Here is a 22,836-nt window from a genome sequence, read left to right as displayed (position 1 = left end):
CCAATTATGATAGAAAATAGAATTTGATGGTTTTTATACCTATCCAAGCTGTGCGCGAGAGACCAGTCCACTGGCTACCCAGCAAGCCGGCATGCGGGGACCGACAATTGTGGAAAATGACAGCCGAGAATATGTTGCTCCATGACGTCGGAAGGTTCAGAAAGGACAAATCCAACCTTATCCCAATTCCGATGGAGGATGAAGCGCGTGATCATTTTTGAAAAGCTGGAATTCTCCGCCAATCCAAGGGCTGTCCGGTTCATGCCATACGGAGCATTCTTTGAGCCTCATGCAGCACCATCGTCACATCTAATCGTCAGGAAAAGCTCACTACCCCGCAGCCGATCTTTACTTATCCACACCAGGCGGGGGAATACACAAATCGTACATAGAGTGTATCAATATCCCTTAAACATAGGCTTCGACAAAGGCAGCTCCGGTGCCGAATCCGGAGATACGGCCGACTTCCTGCTGGCCAGCCGGAACCCTACAGCAAGCCTTACATCGATGGGAGGAACATCCCTTGTCCAACCCCCAAATCCAATTCCGAACCCATTGTTAAACCAAAGACCGTCTTCGGGCGGCTCGTCCACAGCAAGCATAATGAAGCAGAGGAGCCGGAAGCAGCGCTTCTCTTGCGTAGAACGATGCTCTTTGTTGTCTTTCACGCATGGGAGCCGAGCAGCTGCTAGACAGAGGATTGCCGCATGCGATCAACCGGGCAAGCGAAGCGGTGACCTGGCGAAAGCCATTGACATTGTTGGCACATGTTTGAAAAGGCGGAGAGCGAGGCTGGAGCGTTGCTGCTGCATATGCTCCGCCGGATTGCTTTTACCGATGAAGAGAGGGGAACGATCCAGATGGCTTTTGAAAAAGAAACGTTGTTTTGGAACGAAAAATTCGGTAGCGACGATTATACCTTGACGCGGCTACCTTACAGCAAAGCTCCAAGCTCCCTGACGCCCATTATGACAACCGTCGGCGGGACGCTTTCGGAGGAAGTGGCGCAGCGCGTCCTTCAAATGAGCAAGGGCGCTCCTCTGGCCACTTTTATGATTTTGCTCGCAGGTGTTCAGTCACTCTTGCATAAATATACAGGCGCTTCTGACATTCTGGTCGGCATGCCGGTTGTACGGAAACCGAAGGAGACGCGCCGATCCGTTAATCATACGATCATTTTGAAAAACTCGCTTTCGGCGGGTGCGACTTTTAAAACGCTTTTGAGCGAGCTGAGGACTTCCTTGCCGGAAGCGATTCAGCATCAACATATTCCATTCTTGAAAATGACGGAGAAGCTGGATCTGCAATATGCAGACGGGATACCCGCCGTCCATACGCTAGTATCCCTTAAGGAGCTGCATCTGGACGAAATTGGGCAAAACGTGGTCACGGATTGTTCCTTTGAATTCAGCTTAACAGGCGGGGCGATACAGCTAGCGCTGTCATATAACGAGCACTTATATGACTCCGAGTTCATGACTCGGGTCTTCGGCCATCTGAATCGCCTGCTGACCGTGGGGCTTCACGAGTTGGAGCTGGACATCGTGCGTGTGGACATGCTGTCGGAGGACGAGAAATTTCAATTGTTGCAAAGCTTTAACGATACCGAGAAGGACTATCCCCGTGATCGGACGATTCATCAACTCGTGGAGGAGCAGGCGAAGCGGGTGCCCGAAGCGACGGCGGTTGTCTTTGAGGGTCGGCGGCTTTCGTACGCGGAGCTGAACGAACGGGCGAACCGGCTGGCGCGGACGCTGCGATCGGTCGGTGTGCTGCCCAATCAGCTGGTAGGCTTGATGGCCAGGAGATCACTGGAGACGGTCGTTGGCATACTGGCGGTTCTGAAAGCTGGCGGTGCCTACGTGCCGATCGACCCGGAATACCCGGAAGAACGCATCCGCTACATTCTGGAGAACTCGAACGCGCAGCTGCTGCTGACTCAAAGGGAGCTGCTGCAGCAGCAGGTGCCGTTCGAAGGAAACGTGTTGGCGCTGGATGACGAGCAGACCTACAGCGACGATGGCTCGAACTTGGAGCCGGCCAGCGGTCCGAATGATCTTGCTTATGTCATCTATACGTCAGGTACGACGGGCAAACCCAAAGGGGTCATGCTGGAGCATCGCGGTTTGGTCAGCTTGAAGCTGATGTTCGCGGATAGGCTAGGCATCACGGAGCATGACCGGATCGTTCAATTCGCCAGCCTGTCGTTCGACGCGTCCTGCTGGGAAATGTTCAAAGCGCTCTATTTTGGCGCGGCTTTGTACATCCCGACGGCCGAGACGATTCTCGACACCCGCTTGTTCGAGAGTTATATGAACGAGCATGCGATTACGGCGGCGATTTTGCCTCCAACGTACAGCGCTTATTTGAACCCGGACCGCCTTCCCAGCTTAACGAAGCTCGTAACGGGAGGCTCTGCGGTATCGGCCGAATTCGTGCAGCAGTGGAAACCGAAGGTCCACTATTTCAATGCTTACGGCCCTACCGAAGCTTCGATTGTTACGACGCTTTGGGATGCGGATGAGGAGCAGTCGGAGCGCAGAGTCATTCCGATCGGGCGCCCGCTGGCCAATCACCGGATTTTTATTTTGGATACCCACCTGCAGCTCGTGCCTCCGGGAGTGGACGGCGAGCTGTGTGTGGCAGGCGTGGGGCTTGCGAGAGGTTACCTGAACCATCCGGAGCTGACGGCAGAGAAGTTCGTGGAACATCCGTTTGCGCCTGGAGAACGCCTTTACCGGACGGGAGATCTCGCCCGCTGGCTGCCGGACGGAAATATTGAGTACTTGGGCCGGATCGATCATCAGGTGAAAATCCGTGGATTCCGGATCGAGATCGGCGAGATTGAAGAGCAACTTCTGAAGATCGACTCCGTGCAGGAGACGATCGTAATCGCGCGGGAAGGCAAAAGTGGACAAGAACTGTGCGCTTACCTGGTCGCGGGCCACCCGCTTACGCTCGGCGAGTTGAGAAGCGCGCTGGCGCAAAAATTGCCGAATTACATGATTCCGGCGCATTTTGTTCAGCTTCCGCGGATGCCGCTCACGCCGAACGACAAAATCGACCGCAAGGCTTTGCCCGTCCCGGAAGGAAACGCACTGACCGGCGGCGCGTACGTAGCTCCCCGCAATGAAGCCGAGCGGACGCTTGCCGATGTGTGGCAGGCGGTATTGAACGCCGATCGCGTTGGGGTAACGGATCATTTCTTCGAGCTGGGCGGAGACTCGATCAAGTCCATTCAAGTATCTTCGCGGCTTCATCAAGCCGGGTACAAGCTGGAAATCCGGGATTTGTTCAAATATCCGACTATTTCACAGCTCAGCCTACATGTGAAACCGATCGGACGTACCATCGATCAAGGCGAAATAACGGGTGAAACGGCGCTGACGCCGATTCAGCATTGGTTTTTCGAGAGCTCCTTTGCGGACCCGCATCATTTCAACCAGTCGGTGATACTGTACCGGAAGGAACGCTTCGACGAAGAGACGGTGCGTCAGGTGCTGCAAAAGCTGGCCGAGCATCATGACGCCTTGCGGATGGTGTTCCGCAAAACGGAACAAGGGTTTAGCGCGCGGAACCGTGCGATTCAAGAAGGCGGGCTGTTCACGCTGGACGTGTTCGACTTCAAGGATGCAGAGAATACCGCGCAGGCTGTGGAAGCGAAGGCAACGGACATTCAAGCGGGCATCGATCTGGAGAACGGGCCCCTCGTGAAGGCAGGACTGTTCCGATGCGCGGACGGCGATCATTTGCTGCTCGCGGTTCATCATGCCGTGGTGGACGGCGTGTCTTGGCGTATTTTGATGGAGGATTTCGCCCTGGGTTACGAGCAGGCCGGCAAAAGTGAGGAAATTCGTTTCCCGGCGAAAACGGATGCGTACCGCACTTGGTCCGAGCAGTTGGCCGCTTACGTGCAAAGCCCGGAGATGGCGAAGGAACGGGCCTATTGGCAGGCCGTGGAACAAATTGCGGTTCCGGCCGTGCCGAAGGATCTGGAGGCGGACGTTACGACGCAGCAGGACAGCGAATCGCTGTTCGTCTGTTTGACTCCCGAAGAAACGGAACTGCTGCTGAAGCGGGTTCACCGGGCCTACAACACCGAAATGAACGATATTTTGGTAACGGCGCTCGGCATAGCCATTCGCAAGTGGACGGGACACGAACGGGTGCGGATCAATCTCGAAGGACACGGACGCGAATCGATCGGAACGGATATCGACATCACGCGCACAGTCGGCTGGTTTACGACCAAGTTTCCGGTCGTCCTGGAGCCGGAAACCGACCGGGATTTGGCCTATCAGATTAAACAGGTCAAGGAAAGCTTGCGCCGCATTCCGAACAAAGGGCTTGGGTACGGCGTATGCCGCTATCTCTCCAAATCGGAGGATGGCTTTGTTTGGGGTGCAGAGCCGGAAATTAATTTTAACTACCTCGGTCAGTTCGACGATGATGTCAACCAGGACGAGATCGGCATATCTTCTTATTCCAGCGGCAGCCCGGCCAGCGACCGGCAGGCCCGCAGCTTTGTGCTGGATATCAACGGCATGGTGCTGGACGGCGCTTTATCGCTCGATCTCAGCTACAGCCGGAAGCAGTATCGCAAGGAAACGATGGAATCCTTCGCTCAGCGGCTTGAGCAAAGTCTCCGAGAGCTCATTACCCACTGCGCAGGCAAAGAAAACACCGAATTGACGCCGAGCGACGTGCAATTTAAAGGCTTGACCATCGCGGAATTGGAGCAAATCGCCCAGCGCTCGGGCCATCTCGGGGAAATCGAAAATATTTACTCGCTTACGCCGATGCAGAAGGGCATGTGGTTCCACAGCGCGCTTGACCGGCAGACGGCCGCTTACTTCGAGCAAACGCGGTTTACGATGCGGGGAGCACTCGACGTCCAGCTTTTCGAGAGGAGCTGGATGGAGCTTGCGAAACGTCATCTGGTGCTGCGGGCAAATTTTGTGAAAGGACCGGCGGGCGAGCCGCTGCAAATCATATACCGCGACAAGCCGGTCGGCTTTGAATATGAAGAGCTGCTCCATTTGCAGGCGGACGAGAAACAAACGTATTTGGATAAAAAGGCCGAGGATGACAAGCTTCGCGGCTTCGACCTGGAACATGATGCGCTCGTTCGGGTTACGATCCTGCGCACCGAAGAGCAAAGCTATCATGTGCTGTGGAGTTTCCAGCATATTTTGATGGACGGCTGGTGTCTGCCGCAGCTGACGCAGGAGCTGTTTGAGACGTATTCGGCCTTGGCATCCGGCAAGCAGCCAGCGGGAGATAAGGGATCGGATTATGGCGCTTATATCGAATGGTTGGAGAAACAGGACGATCAGGCGGCATCCGGCTATTGGACGGCATTCCTGGCAGGTTATGAAGGGCAAACCGTACTCCCAGGACAAAAGGAACCGGCGCCAAACGGCAGATTTACGGCTGATCACGTCACCGCCGAGCTCGGCAAGGATTTGAGCGAGCGAATGGACCGGGTGGCGAAACAGCGCCTGGTTACGGTCAATACGCTGCTGCAAGCCGCATGGGGCGTGATGCTACAAAAATATAACGGGACAAACGATGCCGTATTCGGCAGCGTCGTAGCCGGAAGACCGGCGGAAATCCCGGGCATCGAGTCCATGATCGGGCTGTTCATCAATACGGTGCCGGTCCGCGTCACGAGCGAAGCGGACACCGTGTTCGCCGACCTGATGGCGAAGCTCCAAGAGCGGGCGCTGGAGTCTGGGCGTTATGATTACTATCCGCTGTATGAAATTCAAGCCCACAGCGTGCAAAAGCAGAACCTGATCAACCATATCATCGCTTTCGAGAACTATCCGGTGGACGAGCAGATGGAGCAGGCGGGCGACCAGCAGCACGGCGACCTGACGATCGCTGACGTTCAGATGGAGGAGCAGACGAACTATAACTTCAACGTGACCGTGGTGCCGGGAGACGAGATCGAAATTCGGTTCGACTTTAACGCCGAAGTGTTCGATAAAGACAGCATCGAGCGGCTCAAGGGGCATCTCGTCCATCTGCTGGAGCAGGTGACGGATAACCCGGAAATTACAGTAGGCGAGCTGGAACTTGTGACGGAGGCGGAAAAGGCCGACCTTCTCGGACGTTTTAACGACACCATCACGGAATTTCCGCGCGGGAAGACGCTCATTCAATTGTTCGAAGAGCAGGCGGAGCGCATCCCGGATGCAGCTGCCATCTCCTTGAATGAGCAAGAGCTGACCTACCGCGAGCTGAACGAACGCGTCAATCGCCTTGCCCGTACCTTGCGTAGCCACGGGATATCCAAAGGCCGTCTGGTCGCCATTATGGCTGAGCGTTCCATCGAAATGGTGGTGGGTATGCTGGCGGCACACAAAGCCGGAGCGGCTTACGTACCGATTGACCCGGAATATCCCGAGGAGCGTATCCGTTTCTTGATCGAGGATTCGGGAGCGCAGGTCATGCTGACGCAAAGCCGCTTGCGCGAGCGCCTGGCGGGTTCGGACTCCGTGATCTTACTGGATGACGAGTCCTTCTATCACGAGGACGGCACAAATCTTAATCCGGGCACCGAAGCGACAGATCTGGCCTGCGTCATCTATACGTCAGGTACGACGGGCAAGCCGAAAGGCAACCTTGTTTCGCACCGCAACATCGTGCGGATCGTGCGAAATACGAATTATATCGACATCACCGAGCGGGATCATGTCCTCCAGCTTTCAAGCTATTCGTTCGACGGAGCGATTTTCGATATTTTCGGCGCTTTGACCAATGGGGCGCGGCTGGTGCTGGTTCCCCGCGAGACTTTGCTGGAAATCGGCCGGCTGGCGGATCTCATCCAGCACGAGCGCATCTCGGTCATGCTGATTACGACGGCTTACTTCAACGTCCTTGTAGATGTGAACGTCGACTGCCTGCGGGATGTCCGGGCGATTTTGTTCGGAGGAGAGCGCGTGTCGGTCGGCCATGTGCGTCGAGCGCTCGCCCATATCGGACCGGGCAGGCTTAACCACCTGTATGGCCCGTCGGAAAGCACGGTTTATACCACGCACCTTCCGGTCGACTTTGTCGATGAGTCGGCGGTTACCGTACCCATCGGACGGCCGATCAGCAATACGACGGTGTATATCGTCGACAGCCGGAATAAGCTTCTGCCGATCGGCGTGGCTGGAGAGCTTTGCGTCGGCGGAGAAGGCTTGGTACGGGGCTACAACAACCGGCCGGAGCTGACGGCGGAGAAATTTGTCGACAATCCGTTTGTGCCGGGAGAGCGCATGTACCGAACGGGGGATTTGGCCAAATGGCTGCCGGACGGCACGATCGAATACGTGGGACGGACGGACGACCAAGTGAAAATCCGCGGCTTCCGTATTGAACTGGGCGAGATCGAAGCTCAGCTTCAGAAAGTGGAGGGAATTCGGAAAACGACGGTATTCGCGAGGGAAAACGCCTTCGGCGAGAAGCAGCTTTGCGCCTATTATGAAGCGGACCGCGAGCTTCCAGCGGCCGAGCTGAAGAGCGTGATTTCCCAGGAACTGCCGGCCTACATGATCCCGGCGTACCTGATCCAGTTGGAGCAGCTCCCGCTGACGGCGAACGGCAAGGTCGACCGCCGATCCCTTCCGACGCCGGAGGAGAGCTTGCAGCCGGGCGAAGGACGTACTCCGCCTCGTACTCCGCTGGAAGCCAGCTTGGCCGGGATTTGGAAAAGCGTACTCGGATTGGAGCACATCGGCGTTCATGACAACTTCTTCGACCTGGGCGGCCATTCCCTGCGGGCGACGACACTGGTGAGCAAGGTGCATCAGGAGCTGAACGTCGAGCTGCCTCTGCGCGACGTATTCCGCTACTCGACGATCGAAGAGATGGCTCTCGCCATCACCCGGATCGGAGAGCAGTCATTCTCGTCGATTCCGCTGGCAGGCGTAAGAGAATATTATCCGCTTTCCTCAGCTCAGAAGCGGCTGTTTATCCTGAATCAGCTAGAAGGGTCCGATCAGAGCTACAACATGCCGGGCGTGCTGCTGCTGGAAGGATCGATTGACCGGAGCCTGCTGGAGAAGGCTTTCCGCGGACTGATCGTACGGCACGAAACGCTACGAACCGGCTTTGAGATCGTACAAGGCGAAGCAGTACAGCGCATTTACGAGAGCGTCGACTTTGCCGTCGAGTACCGTCATGCGAGCGAGGAAGAAGCGCCTGAAGTCGTGCAGGCCTTCATCCGGCCTTTCGACTTGGCGAAGCCTCCGCTGCTGCGGGTGGAGCTCGTAGAGCTCGCAACCGAACGTTATTTGCTGATGTTCGACATGCACCATATCGTCTCCGACGGGGTTTCGATGGACGTGTTAGTCGAGGAACTCGTTCGTCTGTACGGTGGCGAGTCATTAGAGCCTTTGCGCATTCAATACAAGGACTATGCGGTATGGCAGCAGTCGGACGAGCAAAAAGCGCAGTTGAAACGCGAGGAAGCTTACTGGCTGGACCGTTACCGGGGTGAACTGCCGGTTCTGGAAATGCCGACGGACTATCCGCGTCCTGCCGTGCAGAGCTTTGAGGGACAAACGCTGACGTCCTTCGTGGACGAGGCAACGAACGAAGGCTTGAAGCAACTGGCCGCTCAAAGAGGAACGACGCTGTATATGGTGCTGCTTGCGGCATATACCGTGCTTTTGCATAAATACACAGGTCAGGACGATTTGATCGTCGGAACGTCGATTGCGGGCAGAACGCACGGAGACACGCAGCCTTTGATCGGAATGTTCGTCAATACGCTGGCGCTCCGCAATTATCCGGCTTCGGAGAAGACCTTCCTGTCGTATCTGGAAGAAGTGAAAGAAACGACCTTAGGTGCTTACGAGCATCAGAATTATCCGTTCGAAGAGCTCGTCGATAAAGTGCAGGTCAGCCGGGATTTGAGCCGCAATCCGCTGTTTGACACGATGTTCTCCCTGCAAAACTTGGAGGATAAAGAGTTTGAGCTGGAAGGGCTGAAATTGTCCCCGTACCCTAGCGAATACGGTACGGCCAAGTTCGACCTGAGTGTGGATGTTACGGAAGAAAACGGCGGCCTGGAGTGCAGCTTTGAATTCGCAACGGCTCTTTATAAAGAAAGCACGATCCGGCGGTTGTCGACTCATTTCGGACATTTGCTTGCGGCGATCGTAAGCTGTCCGGATGCGAAGATTGCCGAGCTGAACTTGCTGACGGCAGAGGAAAAAGAACAAATTCTCGGCGCGTTTAACCCGGCGCAGCCGGAAGCAGCTCCTGCGGCGGCGTTCCACCGGCTGTTCGAGGAAAAGGCGGAGCGCACGCCGGAAGCGGCGGCCGTCGTGTACGAGAACGACCGGCTGACGTATGCGGAGCTGAACGAGCGGGCGAACCGCTTGGCGGCTACGCTGCGCACAAGCGGCATCGGCCGGGATACGATCGTCGGCATTCTCGCCGAGCGTTCGGTGGACTTGCTGGTGGCCGTGCTGGCCGTCTGGAAAGCAGGCGGGGCGTATGTGCCGCTTGACCCGGATTACCCGGCGGAGCGCGTGCGGTTCATGCTTGAAGACAGCGGAGCGAAGGTGCTGCTGACGCAAACGGCGCTGCGAGAGCGTGCCGAAGCCTGGCCCGGCGAAGAGGAGCTGGCGCTAGCGGCGGTGCTGTACCTGGACGACGAAGCGTCGTACAGCGAGGAGCGGGCGAATGCGCCGATTGTCTTCGGCATTTCCAGCAAGCTGACGGATGCTGTGGACGACGGTGATGAGAGCCCTCAGAATGTTGGCACCGACAGCTTCCATGAAGCCCGTTCGGAGGATCTGGCGTACGTGATCTATACGTCGGGAACGACGGGCAAGCCGAAGGGCGTGATGATCGAGCACCGCAGCCTGGTGAATACGGCGGCGGGCTACCGGCGGGAATACCGGTTGGATCAGTTCCCGGTGCGGCTGCTGCAGCTCGCAAGCTTCTCGTTTGACGTGTTCGTGGGAGATATCGCGCGGACGCTGTATAACGGAGGCACGATGGTGATTGTGCCGAAGGACGACCGGATCGATCCGTCTCGTCTGCACCATTGGATTGAGCAGGAGCGGGTCACCATCTTCGAATCGACGCCGGCGCTGATCGTGCCGTTCCTGGAGTACGTGCACGAACATCGGCTGGATATGAGCTGGATGGAGCTGTTGATCACGAGCTCAGACAGCTGCAGCGTGGCGGATTACCGGACCTTGCAGGAACGCTTCGGCTCGTTGTTCCGGATCGTCAACGCATACGGCGTGACGGAAGCGGCGATCGACTCCAGCTTCTACGACGAGGAGCTGGCGAAGCTGCCGCAGACAGGCCATGTGCCGATCGGCAAAGCGTGGCTGAATGCGAAATTCTACATCGTGGATGCGCATCTGAATCCGGTGCCGGTCGGGGTGCTGGGCGAGCTGGTCATCGGCGGAGTCGGAGTGGCGCGCGGGTACTTGAACCGTCCGGAGCTGACGGAAGAGAAGTTCGTAGACAGTCCGTTCGCCGCGGGCGAGCAGTTGTACCGCACGGGAGACTTGGCGCGGTGGATGGAAGACGGCAACGTGGACTTCATCGGCCGGATCGACAACCAGGCGAAAATCCGGGGGTACCGGATTGAGACGGGCGAGATCGAGTCGCAGCTGCTGCGGGTGGAAGGCGTACGCGAAGCGTTGGTGCTGGTTCGAAGTGACGCGAACGGGCAGAAGGCGCTGTGCGCGTATTACACGCCGGATACCGGAGCGGAGCTGGCAGTGAACGATCTGCGCAGCACGCTGGCGCAGGAGTTGCCGGGGTACATGATCCCGTCGTACTTCGTGGAGCTGGAGCACCTGCCTCTGACGCCGAACGGAAAGATTGACCGGAAGGCGCTGCCGGCGCCGGAAGGGGAAGCGGGAAGCGGAACGGAGTACGTCGCACCGCGCAATGAGCTGGAAACAAAGTTGGCGGCGATTTGGCAGGAGGTACTGGGGCTTGCGAAGGAGATTGGCGTTCACGACAACTTCTTCGACATCGGCGGCCACTCCCTGCGGGCGACGACGCTGGTCAGCAAGATTCATAAAGAGTTGAACGTGGATCTGCCGCTGCGCGACGTGTTCCGCCATTCCACCATCGAGAGCATGGCGGCCGCCATTTCCCGGCTGGATGAGCAGACATTCGTTGCCATTCCGGTGGCGGATGACCGAGAGGTGTACCCGCAATCTTTTGCTCAAAAACGTCTCTTTATCCTGAATCAACTGGAAGGCGCGGAGCTTAGCTACAACATGCCGGAAGCGATGCTGCTGGAGGGTGCTTTGGACCGGGCAAGGTTCGAAGAAGCGTTCCGTAAGCTCGTGACGCGGCATGAAACGCTGCGCACCGGGTTCGAAATGGTGGATGGCGAAGCATCGCAGCGGATTTATCAGGACGTGAATGTTGCCGTGGAGTTCTATCGAGCGGATAAGCAAGAGGCCGAAGAGACGGTTCGTCGTTTCGTCCGTCCGTTTGACTTGGCGAAGCCTCCGCTGCTGAGGGTAGGCCTTGTCGAGCTGGCTCCGGAACGCCATATTCTAATGTACGACATGCATCATATTATTTCCGACGGCGTATCGATGGAAATCTTTGTTGAAGAATTCGTCCGCTTGTACGGCGGCGAGCAATTGGAGCCTCTGCGCATTCAGTACAAAGACTACACCGTTTGGCAGCATTCGCAGGAGCAGAAGGAACGGCTTCAGCGCCAGGAGGCATACTGGCTGGACATGTTCCAAGGCGAGCTTCCGGTGCTGGAAATGCCGACCGACTATCCGCGTCCGGCCGTGCAGAGCTACGAAGGCCAAACGCTGGAGTTTTTCTTCGACGCTTCGAAAACCGACGGCCTGAAGCAGCTGGCCTCGGAAACGGGCACGACGCTGTTTATGGTGCTGCTTGCGGCGTATAACGTCCTTTTGCATAAATATTCAGGTCAGGAAGACGTGATCGTCGGTACACCGATTGCTGGAAGGAATCATGGAGATGTACAGCCGTTGATCGGGATTTTCTTAAACACGCTGGCTATCCGCAGTTATCCGGCTTCGGAGAAGACATTCCTGTCATACCTGAACGAAGTCAAAGAAACGACCCTCCACGCCTTCGAGCATCAAAACTATCCGTTCGAAGAATTGGTGGACAAGGTGCAAGTCACCCGTGATTTAAGCCGCAATCCGCTCTTCGACACGCTGTTTACGATGCAGAATACGGAGAACGAGGAATTTGAGCTGGAAGGGCTTCGCCTGATTCCTTATCCGAGCGCACTGGATACCGCGAAGTTTGATATCAGCTTGGATGTGGGCGAGGAGAACGGCGGCTTGGATTACAGCTTCGAATATGCGACGGCTCTCTACAAAAGGGAGACGATCGAACGGCTGGCGAAACATTACGAACAGCTGCTCGTAACGATTATAAGCCGTCCAGATGCGAAGATCGCCGAGCTGAACTTGCTGACGGCAGAGGAAAAAGAACAAATTCTCGGCGCGTTTAACCCGGCGCAGCCGGAAGTGGCTCCTGCGGCCGCGTTCCATCGGCTGTTCGAAGAACAAGCGGAGCGCACGCCGGAAGCGGCGGCCGTTGTGTACGAGAACGACCGGATGACGTATGCGGAGCTGAACGAGCGGGCAAACCGCTTGGCGACCACGGTGCGCGCAAGCGGCATCGGCCGGGATACGATCGTCGGCATTCTCGCCGAGCGTTCGGTGGACTTGCTGGTGGCCGTGCTGGCCGTCTGGAAAGCGGGCGGGGCGTATGTGCCGCTCGACCCGGATTACCCGGCGGACCGCGTGCGGTTCATGCTTGAAGACAGCGGAGCGAAGGTGCTGCTGACGCAAACGGCGCTGCGAGAGCGTGCCGAAGCCTGGCTCGGCGAAGAGGAGCTGGCGCTAGCGGCGGTGCTGTACCTGGACGACGAAGCGTCGTACAGCGAGGAGCGGGCGAATGCCGACAGCTTCCATGAAGCCCGTCCGGAGGATCTGGCGTACGTGATCTATACGTCGGGAACGACGGGCAAGCCGAAGGGCGTGATGATCGAGCACCGTAGCCTGGTGAATACGGCGGCGGGCTACCGGCGGGAATATCGGTTGGATCAGTTTCCAGTGCGGCTGCTGCAGCTCGCCAGCTTCTCGTTCGACGTGTTCGTGGGAGATATCGCGCGGACGCTGTATAACGGAGGCACGATGGTGATTGTGCCGAAGGACGACCGGATTGATCCGTCTCGTCTGCACCATTGGATTGAGCAGGAGCGGGTCACCATCTTCGAATCGACGCCAGCGCTGATCGTGCCGTTCCTAGAGTACGTGCACGAGCAGCAACTGGATATGAGCCGGATGGAGCTGTTGATCACGAGCTCGGACAGCTGCAGCGTGGGGGATTACCGGACCTTGCAGGAGCGCTTCGGCTCGTTGTTCCGGATCATCAACGCTTACGGCGTGACGGAAGCGGCGATCGACTCCAGTTTCTACGACGAGGAGCTGACGAAGCTGCCGCAGACAGGCCATGTGCCGATCGGCAAAGCGTGGCTGAATGCGAAATTCTACATCGTGGATGCGCATCTGAATCCGGTGCCGGTCGGGGTGCTGGGCGAGCTGGTCATCGGCGGAGTCGGAGTGGCGCGCGGGTACTTGAACCGTCCGGAGCTGACGGAAGAGAAGTTCGTAGACAGCCCGTTCGCCGCGGGCGAGCGGCTGTACCGCACGGGAGACTTGGCGCGGTGGATGGAAGACGGCAACGTGGACTTCATCGGCCGGATCGACAACCAGGCGAAAATCCGGGGGTACCGGATTGAGACGGGGGAGATCGAGTCGCAGCTGCTGCGGGTGGAAGGCGTGCGCGAAGCGGTGGTGCTGGTTCGAAGTGACGCGAACGGGCAGAAGGCGCTATGCGCGTATTACACGCTGGATACCGGAGCGGAGCTGGCGGTGAACGATTTGCGCAGCGCGCTGGCGCAGGAGCTGCCGGGGTACATGATCCCATCGTACTTCGTGGAGCTGGGGCGCCTGCCTCTGACGCCGAACGGAAAGATTGACCGGAAGGCGCTGCCGGCGCCGGAAGGGGAAGCGGGAAGCGGAACGGAGTACGTCGCACCGCGCAATGAGCTGGAAACGAAGTTGGCGGCGATTTGGCAGGAGGTGCTGGGGCTTGCGAAGGAGATTGGCGTTCACGACAACTTCTTCGACATCGGCGGCCACTCCCTGCGGGCGACGACGCTGGCGGGCAAGGTATTTAAGGAATTAAACGTCAACCTGCCGCTGCGCGACGTATTCCGTCACTCGACGATTGCGGCGATGGCTGAGGCGATCGCCCGGATGGAACGGCGGGAGCATGAGGCCATTCCTCAAGCGGAGGAGAGAGAGTACTACCCTCTGTCCTCCGCGCAGAAACGGCTGTTCATTCAGCATACGCTGGATGGAGCGGATCAGCTTTACAACATGCCGGAGTTGGTGCAGGTGGAAGGCGAGTTTGATTTAGACCGGTTGGAAGCCGCCTTGCGGAAATTGATAACACGGCATGAATCGCTGCGCACCGGTTTTGAAATCGTGAAGGGCGAAGCGGTTCAGCGGGTTTACCCGCAGGTCGATTTTGCTATCGAGCATCATCAAGCGGATAAAGAGGATGCGGCTCAAATCGAGCAGATCGTCCGCAGCTTCATTCGTCCGTTTGATCTCGGCAAGCCGCCGCTGCTGCGCGCCGGAGTCATCGAGTTGGAGCCGAACCTGCATATTCTTCTTTTCGACATGCACCATATGGTGTCCGACGGCGTATCGATGGCGATTGTGATCGATGAGTTCTCGAGTTTCTACGCCGGGGAAGAACTGCCACCACTGCGCATTCAATACAAGGATTATGCCGTTTGGCAGCAGTCGAAGGCCCACCGAGAGCGGATCGGGCGGCAGGAAGCGTACTGGCTGCAAACCTTCGAAGGCGAGCTGCCGACGGCGGACCTGCCGATCGACTACGAACGGTCCGCGGCTCGCAGCTACGAAGGCGCGCATCTGGAGTTCAACGTCGAAGCTTCTCTCTCTGCGCGGCTGCGCGAATTGGCGGCCGAGCGTGAAAGCACACTGTTCATGGTGCTGCTTGCGGCTTATACCGTGCTGCTGTCCAAGTACAGCGGGCAGGAGGACTTGATCGTGGGCACCCCGGTGGCGGGAAGAACGAACGCCGATTTGGAACCGGTCATCGGGATGTTTGTCAATACGCTGGCGATCCGCAATCGTCCTTCGGGCGACAAGACGTTCTTGTCCTACCTGGAAGAAGTGAAGGAAACGGCTTTGGGTGCTTTCGAGAACCAGGATTATCCATTCGAGGAGCTCGTGGAGCGTTTGAATGTGAAGCGGGAGCCGGGCCGCTTCCCGCTGTTCGATGCCGTTTTCGACTTGCAAAATATCGAAGAACGAGACGCCGAGCTGGAAGGGGTCAGCCTGAAGACTTACGAGCTTGACCATTTAGAAGAAGCGAAGTTCGATCTGACACTGTTTATGTATGAAAACAACGGGGCGCTGAGTGGGGGCTTCTTCTACGCCACCAAGCTGTTCAAAGAAGCGATGATCCGCACCTTGATCGAGGATTACCTGCGGGTACTGTCTCAAATTGCGGAAAATCCACAACTCGAGCTAAGCCGGATTGAATGCCATAAACCGGCGGCAGGCGCAAAGAGTGCCGTCGATACGATCGAATTCGCGTTCTAATCCTACAAGCGCGCCTCCGCCGTCAAACGAAAGCGGCGCGCATCCCAAGGAAGACGGCGAACAACGTCCAAGCCCGTAAACGCGCAGGCCGAAAGCAAGCTTTTTCGGACCTGCGCCGGGGCATGCGGTCACTTCATTTTTAGGGGAGGTACGAATGAAATCTTTGTTTGAAAAGGAAGAACGGTACTGGAGCGGCAAGTTTGACGCCGATGACAGCCTGAGCTTCCTTCCCTACAGTCAATCCTCCAAATTATCGGCCGACGGGGAAGCTGCGGCCGAGCCGGGTTTGCTTCACCGTACTCTGCCGAGCGAAATCTCGGAGAGAATCATTTGCCTTGCCAACGGTTCGGATTTGGCTTTGTACATGATTGTTTTAGCAGGAGTAAAAAGCCTGCTGTTCAAATATACCGGGCGGGACCAAGTGCTGGTCGGGATGCCTTCTTATAGCGCAGACCCCGACGGGACGCCGCCGCCGCATGACATCTTGGTGATCAAGACGTCCGTAAGCCGCGAGACTACGCTGAGAACGCTGCTCGGGGGCATCAAAGCCTCCATCGGCGAGGCGCTGGAGCATCAGCACCTGCCTTTTCGGAAAATGGTGGAGCCGCTCCATCTGGACTATACGGGGGACGGTCTCCCGGTCGTCAACACCGTCGCATCCTTCGCCCCGATTCATCCGGAACCGCTGGGCAACCGGGTGGCGGCCGATACGGTTTTTCGCTTCGACCGCCAAAACCACTCCATCGAGCTGGAAATAAGCTTTGACGGGCAGCGGTACGAGCGGACATTTGTAGAACAGGCGGCCGACCATCTTGTTCGGCTGCTGTCCGTGCTTTTATTTCAGCCGGATCTGGAGCTTGGACAAGCCGATGTGCTGTCCCCAGACGAGAGGGAGACGCTGCTGAAGCGATTTAATGACACCGAAACCGGGTTCGAGCGGGGGAAAACGATTTACGGCTTGTTCGAAGAACAGGCGGAGCTTTACCCGGACAACGTGGCCGCCGTCATGAACGAGCGGCAGCTGACCTACCGCGAGCTGAACGAGCGATCCAACCGCCTTGCGCGGAAGCTGCGGGAGACGGGAGTAGAAGCGGACCAGCTGGTAGCGATTCTGGCCGAACGCTCGCTCGATATGGTCGTCGGCATTCTGGCGATTCTCAAAGCGGGCGGAGCATACGTGCCTGTCGATCCCGACTACCCGGAGGAGCGCATCCGCTTCATGATCGAGGATTCGGGTGCGCCGTTATTGCTGATTCAAAAGCATCTGCACGAGAAGACCGACTTCGCAGGAACGCGCCTCGAATTGGACGATTTCGTTTGGGGCGACAGAGGGGCGGACTCCGAAGGTGCGCTGGACGCTTCGAACCTGGAGCCGATTTCCGGGCCGCTCAACCTGGCTTATGTCATCTACACGTCGGGAACGACCGGCAGACCAAAAGGAACGCTGATTGAGCATAAGAACGTCGTGCGCCTCCTGTTCAACGACAAGAATCTGTTCGACTTCGGGCCGTCCGACACGTGGACGCTGTTCCACTCGTTCTGCTTCGATTTCTCCGTCTGGGAAATGTACGGAGCGCTGCTGAACGGAGGCAAGCTGGTCATCGTACCGCCGCTCACAGCGAAAAATCCAGCCGATTTCCTGGCGCTGCTGGGCCGCGAACAGGTTACCATTTTGAACCAGACGCCAACGTACTTCTACCAGCTGCTGCGTAAGGTCTTGTCGGACCATCCGTACGATTTGCGGATTCGCAACGTCATCTTCGGGGGCGAAGCGCTGAGTCCGCTGCTGCTCAAGGGCTTCAAGACGAAGTATCCGGAGATGAAGCTGATCAATATGTACGGCATTACCGAGACGACGGTTCACGTGACATATAAGGAAATCACGTGGGTCGAAATGGAGGCGGCGAAGAGCAATATCGGCAAGCCGATCCCGACGCTGAGGGTGTACGTCCTTGATGAAAACCGCCGGCCTGTGCCGATCGGCGTAGCGGGCGAAATGTACGTGGCCGGGGAAGGCCTTGCGAGAGGATACCTGAACCGTCCGGATCTGACGGCGGAGAAGTTCGTCGATTCCCCGTTTGCGGAGGGGGAGAAACTGTACCGCTCGGGCGACTTGGCGGCTTGGCTGCCGGACGGCAACATCGAATACCTGGGCCGGATCGATCATCAGGTGAAAATCCGCGGGTACCGGATCGAGCTGGACGAAATCGAGACGCAGCTGCTGAAGATCGCCGCCGTTCAAGAAGCCAAGGTGCTCGACCGCGACGACGCAAACGGCCAAAAGCAGCTTGTCGCTTACTACGTCGCGGAAACGAGGCTGGCGGTGCATGAACTCAAGGAGGAGCTCGCCAAGCAGCTTCCGGGGTATATGATTCCTTCGCACCTCGTGCAGCTTGCGCGGATGCCGCTGACCCCGAACGGGAAAATCGACCGCAAAGCGCTGCCCGCGCCGGAGGAAGCCGCGGCCCGAGGAGCGGAATATGTCGCGCCGAGAACGCTGCTCGAAATGAAGATCGCCCGCGTCTGGCAGGATACGCTTGGCGTTCCGCGGGTCGGCGTAAAGGATAACTTTTTTGAGTTGGGTGGCAATTCGTTAAGTCTGATGAGGCTCGTTCAAGCCGTTTACGATGAAACGGGCATTGAGATACCGCTAAACCGCCAATTCCATAATGTAACAGTTGAAGCCATGGCTTTCGGAGAGGGGGACCTGGGCCTGGATAAAGGGGGAGACTCCTTCATTAAGCTGAATAAAGTAGGAAATCTGAATGTGTTCTGCTTCCCTCCGGGCAGCGGCTTCGGCATCGGTTACCGAGAGCTCGCAAGCAGGCTCGACGGTCGGTCCGTGCTCTACAGCATTGATTTTATCGACGATGCCGTCGATTACGAGGCCATGCTGAACCGTTATGTGGACGAGATCGTCCGCATCCAGCCGGAAGGACCTTACGTACTGCTCGGCTACTGCTTCGGAGGAAACCTGACGTTCGAGGTAGCCAAAACGATGGAGAAAAGAGGGTATTCCGTAACAGACGTGCTTATGGTGGACTCGTGGATTAAGCACACGCTGACGCCTTCCGAAACGTCGGAGAAAGAGCTTGAAGAAACGCTTGCCGATTTCGACGAAGAAGAGAAGGAATTAATGAGCAACCCGCTCGTACGGGAGCGGGTTCATCGGAAGGTCAAAGCGACCTTGGCGTACGAAGCGCAGCTCATTAATTCCGGCACGATCCCGGCCCGGATTTACGAACTGATTGCGAAGGACAGCGAAGCGTTCCGCCTGGAGCACCAATTGCCTTCCTGGCGGGGGGCAACGACGCAAGCTTACGCCGATTACCGGCTGGAGGGCGCGCACGAGGAATTGCTGGAACTCGCGCGCGTGGACGAAACGGCCGTCGTCATCCGGGACATCTTAGAGCAAGTCAAGCGGCAGATCGAAGCGGAGGCCGGGGTACTGCATGGAAGCTGACCGACAGCCGTCTGTTCAAGAACAAGGCACAGCGGCGCCTTTCAAGCGCCAAACCGCTTACGCCGCCTGGAAAGCGTTCCGCTGGCTGATGTCCTATGTAAGCCGTCACAAAGGCTGGATGATCGTCGGTGTCTTGTCCGCGATTGCCGCCGCCGTTATTGAGATATGGACGGGAGGTTTGATCGAGCAGTTGACCACCCAGGCCGAGAAGGGGGCGGGGCTAATCGTTCTGCAAATCGTGTACGCGGTCTTTGTGGTCATCTTGATCGGTGTGCCGGCGAAGTTTTTCATGAGCTTCGGCGTGGAGCGAAGCAGCGCCTCTGCGGTGCAGGATATCCGCAACCATGTCATGCGTCATATCGGTAAACTCCCGGTCTCCTATTTAGAAAAGCAGCACTCCGGCGACGTATTGTCGCGGATCAACAACGACCTGCAGCTCATCCAGCAGTTTATGATTCGGGACCTCGCCCAGTGGTTTTATCATCCGCTGTTGTTCATCGGCTGTTTCGCTTATTTGCTCTACCTCCAATGGGAGCTGATGCTGTACAGCCTGCTGTTATTTCCCGTAGCGCTGCTGGTTTCCCAATGGATCGGCAAGCAGTTGGAGCGGTTGACGGAGGAAGCCCAGGCGAACATGGGCCGAATGAACGTCAACCTCCAGGATACGCTTGGGGGCATGCCTATTGTAAAAAGCTACCTGCTATCCGGCATGTTATCTCGCTCCTACCAAGTGCTGCTGCAATTGACGGCCCAAAAAAAGCTGGCCGTGAAAAAGCGGGAAGCCTGGGTCAACCCGCTGCTTTCCACGTTGATGATCAGCCCGATCATTTTCGCCGTCAGTTACGGAAGCTATTTGATCTACAAAGGGCAGCTAGGCGCGGGAGAGCTGATCGCCTTCCTGTACTTGCTGAATCTGTGTCTGGAGCCGCTGGAGCATATTCCCGAGCTCATCACGCGGACGTTCGAAATGACCGGTGCCCTGAGAAGGGTCTCTGAAATCGTCGAGCAGCCGACCGAAATGGAAAATGGTCGTTCGCTTCCGAAAGCGAGCGCCGCCCCCATCGAGTTTCAGAACGTAACCTTCGGGTATGAGGAGAGCTCCCCGATCCTGCGGAATGTTAGCTTCTCGGTGCCGGAAGGGAAGACGATCGCGCTTGTCGGAGCGAGCGGCGGAGGGAAGAGCACGGTATTTAAGCTTGTATGCGGCTTTTATCCGCTTGCGGAGGACCAGGGCGAGATCCGCGTGTTCGGCAGCCTGATCCACGGCGCCGATCCGGAGCAGCTTCGGTCGCATTTTTCCGTGGTAACCCAGGATTCATATTTGTTTAGCGGCACGATCGCTGAAAATATCGGCTACGGGCGGGAAGTAGCGTCGATGGACGAGATTATCGAAGCCGCCAAAGCCGCTCAGGCGCATTCCTTCATTATGCAGCTTCCTGACGGCTACCAGACGTATGTCGGAGAGCGCGGAGGCTTTTTGTCCGGCGGGCAGCGCCAGCGCATTGCAATGGCCCGGGCTTTTCTGAAGGATGCTCCCGTTCTGCTGCTGGACGAGCCAACGTCGGCTCTTGATCCGGAGTCGGAAAGCGCGGTTCAGGAAGCGCTGGGCGTATTGATGAAGCAGAGAACGACGATGATTATTGCCCACCGGCTTTCTACAGTACAAAACGCCGACGAAATTTGGGTCATGGAACAGGGGAGTATTGTTGAAAAGGGCACTCATGAACAATTGCTGAAGATGAAGGGACTGTACGCCCAGTCGTACTATCAGGAATTTACCGAGTCTGCCGAACGCAGGGAGGTGGCGTACACATGAAAAAGGGCGGATGGCTCTCGCAAGTGAAAGAACTAAGCTACTTGCTGATGTTTATGAACCGCAAGCGCAAAACCCAGTACGCTATTGGCCTGGCAGTGACGGCGCTCACCCAGACATTGTTCCTGATCGCCTTCAGCTTGGTCGTACATAACTTGGTTGATTTCGCCGTGTCCCGAGATACGTCCCTGATAGTGGAAGCCTTTATTATTTTGGGCGCGGCCTTGTTCCTGGAAAATGTGATTTCTCCCTGGTTCATTTACTTATACCAGCGCAGTGTCGAGCTGACTGTGCTGAATATCCGCGAACGTCTTTATGAAAAGCTGTGCCGGGTGCGGCCGAGATTCCTGGAGCAGACGCACCATGGGGACTTGCTGTCGCGGGTGAACAATGACGTAACGACCGTTGAGTTTACATTCTCGCAGGTTTACTTTGTTTTGCTGCTTCAAGTTGTCTTTTGCATCGGCTCCATTGTCTCCATGGTGTTGATCGATTGGCGGTTTGCCGGCGTATCCTTCGTCATTCTGCTGCTGTCCTCCGTGGTCAGCCTGAAATTTGCGCGGGATATTCGCGCCTTGTCCGAACAAGGCTTGCAAACGCTCGGTAAAATGACCGAAAAATTCAAAGATTTTATGGGCGGCATTCAAATTGTGAAGCTGTTCCGCATCCGCACGATTTACGGCCAGTACGAGGCGTTGAACGAACAAATGACGCAGACGCTTCGGCAAACCGCGCAGAAGAACGGCATGCAGGCTGCGGTGAATCATTTTATCAGCTACGTCACGTTCTGCGGCATCATCGTCATCGGCAGTCTTCTTTATGCCTACGGACTGATGGGAATGGGAAGCGTCGCCGCCCTGGCGGTTTTGCAAGTGAATCTGACGCACGCCTTGTTGAACTTGGGGACGGTTCTGTCGATGACCCAAAATTCGCTCGCGGGCGCTCACCGGATTCAAGAAGTACTAAGAGAGGAAGAGGAACCGGAGCGTTTGGGATCTCCTCACAGCGAGCTCGTGTCGGAGGCTGCGGTGGAGTTTCGCGATGTGGAATTTTCCTATCAGGCGGATAAAAAGGTGCTTGTCGACATCTCCATGCAGGTGTTTCCCGGACAGGTCGCCGCTATCGTGGGGGCCAGCGGCAGTGGCAAAAGTACGCTGATCAAGCTGCTGCTCGGCTTTTATCCTGTGGACAGCGGAGAAATCCTGCTCCAAGGCAAACCGTTCGGCCATTACACGCTGGACGAAATCCGCAGGCAGATTGCATACGTTCCGCAGGAGCCGTTCTTGTTTACCGGCACAATTGAGGAAAACATCCGCTACGGCAACCTGGATGCAACGGATGAAGAAGTGATCGAAGCGGCCAAAGCGGCGTACGCTCACCATTTCATTCAGGAACTTCCTGAACAGTATAAAACGCCGGTGGGAGAGAGAGGAGCGTCGTTGTCGGGCGGACAAAGGCAGCGAATTGCGATCGCACGGGCGATTCTCAAAAATGCCCCGATTCTGCTGCTGGACGAAGCGACTTCCGCGCTGGATAACGAATCCCAGCATTGGGTACAGCAGGCCCTGAACGTATTGATGAAAGGGCGCACCACCATCCTGATCGCCCACCGTCTCAGCACCGTGGAACATGCGGATTTGATTACCGTCATGAACCAAGGGACGGTCGTCGAGCGGGGCTGCCATCAGGACCTGATTGCGCTCGGAGGTTATTACGCCCGGCTGTACGGCTAGACCCGCTTTACGGCGGGCGGCTTCTTGCTCGCGAATGCGACAGAGTCTTTTAGCAATCCAAGGTATGACTTTATAACCGGTAGTTACCAGAAAACGCAGACACGAAAAAGGAGGAAGAGTCCGAAGGAGCCGTTCCGGGAATGG

Annotated in this window: 5 protein-coding genes; all 5 read left to right on the top strand. The window is 57.0% G+C overall.

All coding sequences use genetic code 11. From position 1 onward, the window contains the following. The first annotated feature begins 207 nt into the window (after positions 1 to 207). The 5 genes from MKX36_RS21645 to MKX36_RS21625 all read left to right on the top strand — a co-directional run bounded on the left by MKX36_RS21645 (position 208) and on the right by MKX36_RS21625 (position 22,692). Complete coding sequence (locus MKX36_RS21645) at positions 208 to 924, top strand: hypothetical protein (RefSeq protein WP_340865675.1); 717 nt, start codon at positions 208 to 210, stop codon at positions 922 to 924. Beyond that, a complete protein-coding gene (locus MKX36_RS21640; protein ID WP_340865674.1) occupies positions 861 to 15,683 on the top strand; it encodes an amino acid adenylation domain-containing protein in 14,823 nt (4,940 codons plus the stop codon). Before MKX36_RS21645 ends, MKX36_RS21640 begins: the two co-directional genes overlap by 64 nt. A 154-nt stretch (positions 15,684 to 15,837) precedes the next feature. Continuing rightward, positions 15,838 to 19,146: a non-ribosomal peptide synthetase gene (locus tag MKX36_RS21635; protein WP_340865673.1), complete on the top strand. Its 3,309-nt coding sequence runs from the start codon at positions 15,838 to 15,840 to the stop codon at positions 19,144 to 19,146. Next, entirely contained in the window at positions 19,136 to 20,962 is a 1,827-nt protein-coding gene (locus MKX36_RS21630) for an ABC transporter ATP-binding protein (RefSeq protein ID WP_340865671.1), read from the top strand. The genes MKX36_RS21635 and MKX36_RS21630 overlap by 11 nt, the downstream gene beginning before the upstream one ends. Beyond that, on the top strand, positions 20,959 to 22,692 hold the full coding sequence (locus MKX36_RS21625) for an ABC transporter ATP-binding protein (RefSeq protein WP_029514286.1): 1,734 nt from the start codon (positions 20,959 to 20,961) through the stop codon (positions 22,690 to 22,692). The genes MKX36_RS21630 and MKX36_RS21625 overlap by 4 nt, the downstream gene beginning before the upstream one ends. Positions 22,693 to 22,836 lie beyond the last annotated feature (144 nt).

The sequence above is a fragment of the Paenibacillus sp. FSL W8-0439 genome, assembly GCF_038008995.1.
GTDB classification, from domain to species: Bacteria; Bacillota; Bacilli; order Paenibacillales; family Paenibacillaceae; genus Paenibacillus; species Paenibacillus polymyxa.
Note: the sequence above shows the minus strand (reverse complement) of the source record. Positions and strands in the feature narration are given on the sequence as shown.

Excerpts from the sequence above, each read along its gene's own strand:
- MKX36_RS21640 (WP_340865674.1), top strand. The coding sequence starts at position 861 with ATGGCTTTTGAAAAAGAAACGTTGTTTTGGAACGAAAAATTCGGTAGC.
- MKX36_RS21635 (WP_340865673.1), top strand. The coding sequence starts at position 15,838 with ATGAAATCTTTGTTTGAAAAGGAAGAACGGTACTGGAGCGGCAAGTTT.
- MKX36_RS21630 (WP_340865671.1), top strand. The coding sequence starts at position 19,136 with ATGGAAGCTGACCGACAGCCGTCTGTTCAAGAACAAGGCACAGCGGCG.
- MKX36_RS21625 (WP_029514286.1), top strand. The coding sequence starts at position 20,959 with ATGAAAAAGGGCGGATGGCTCTCGCAAGTGAAAGAACTAAGCTACTTG.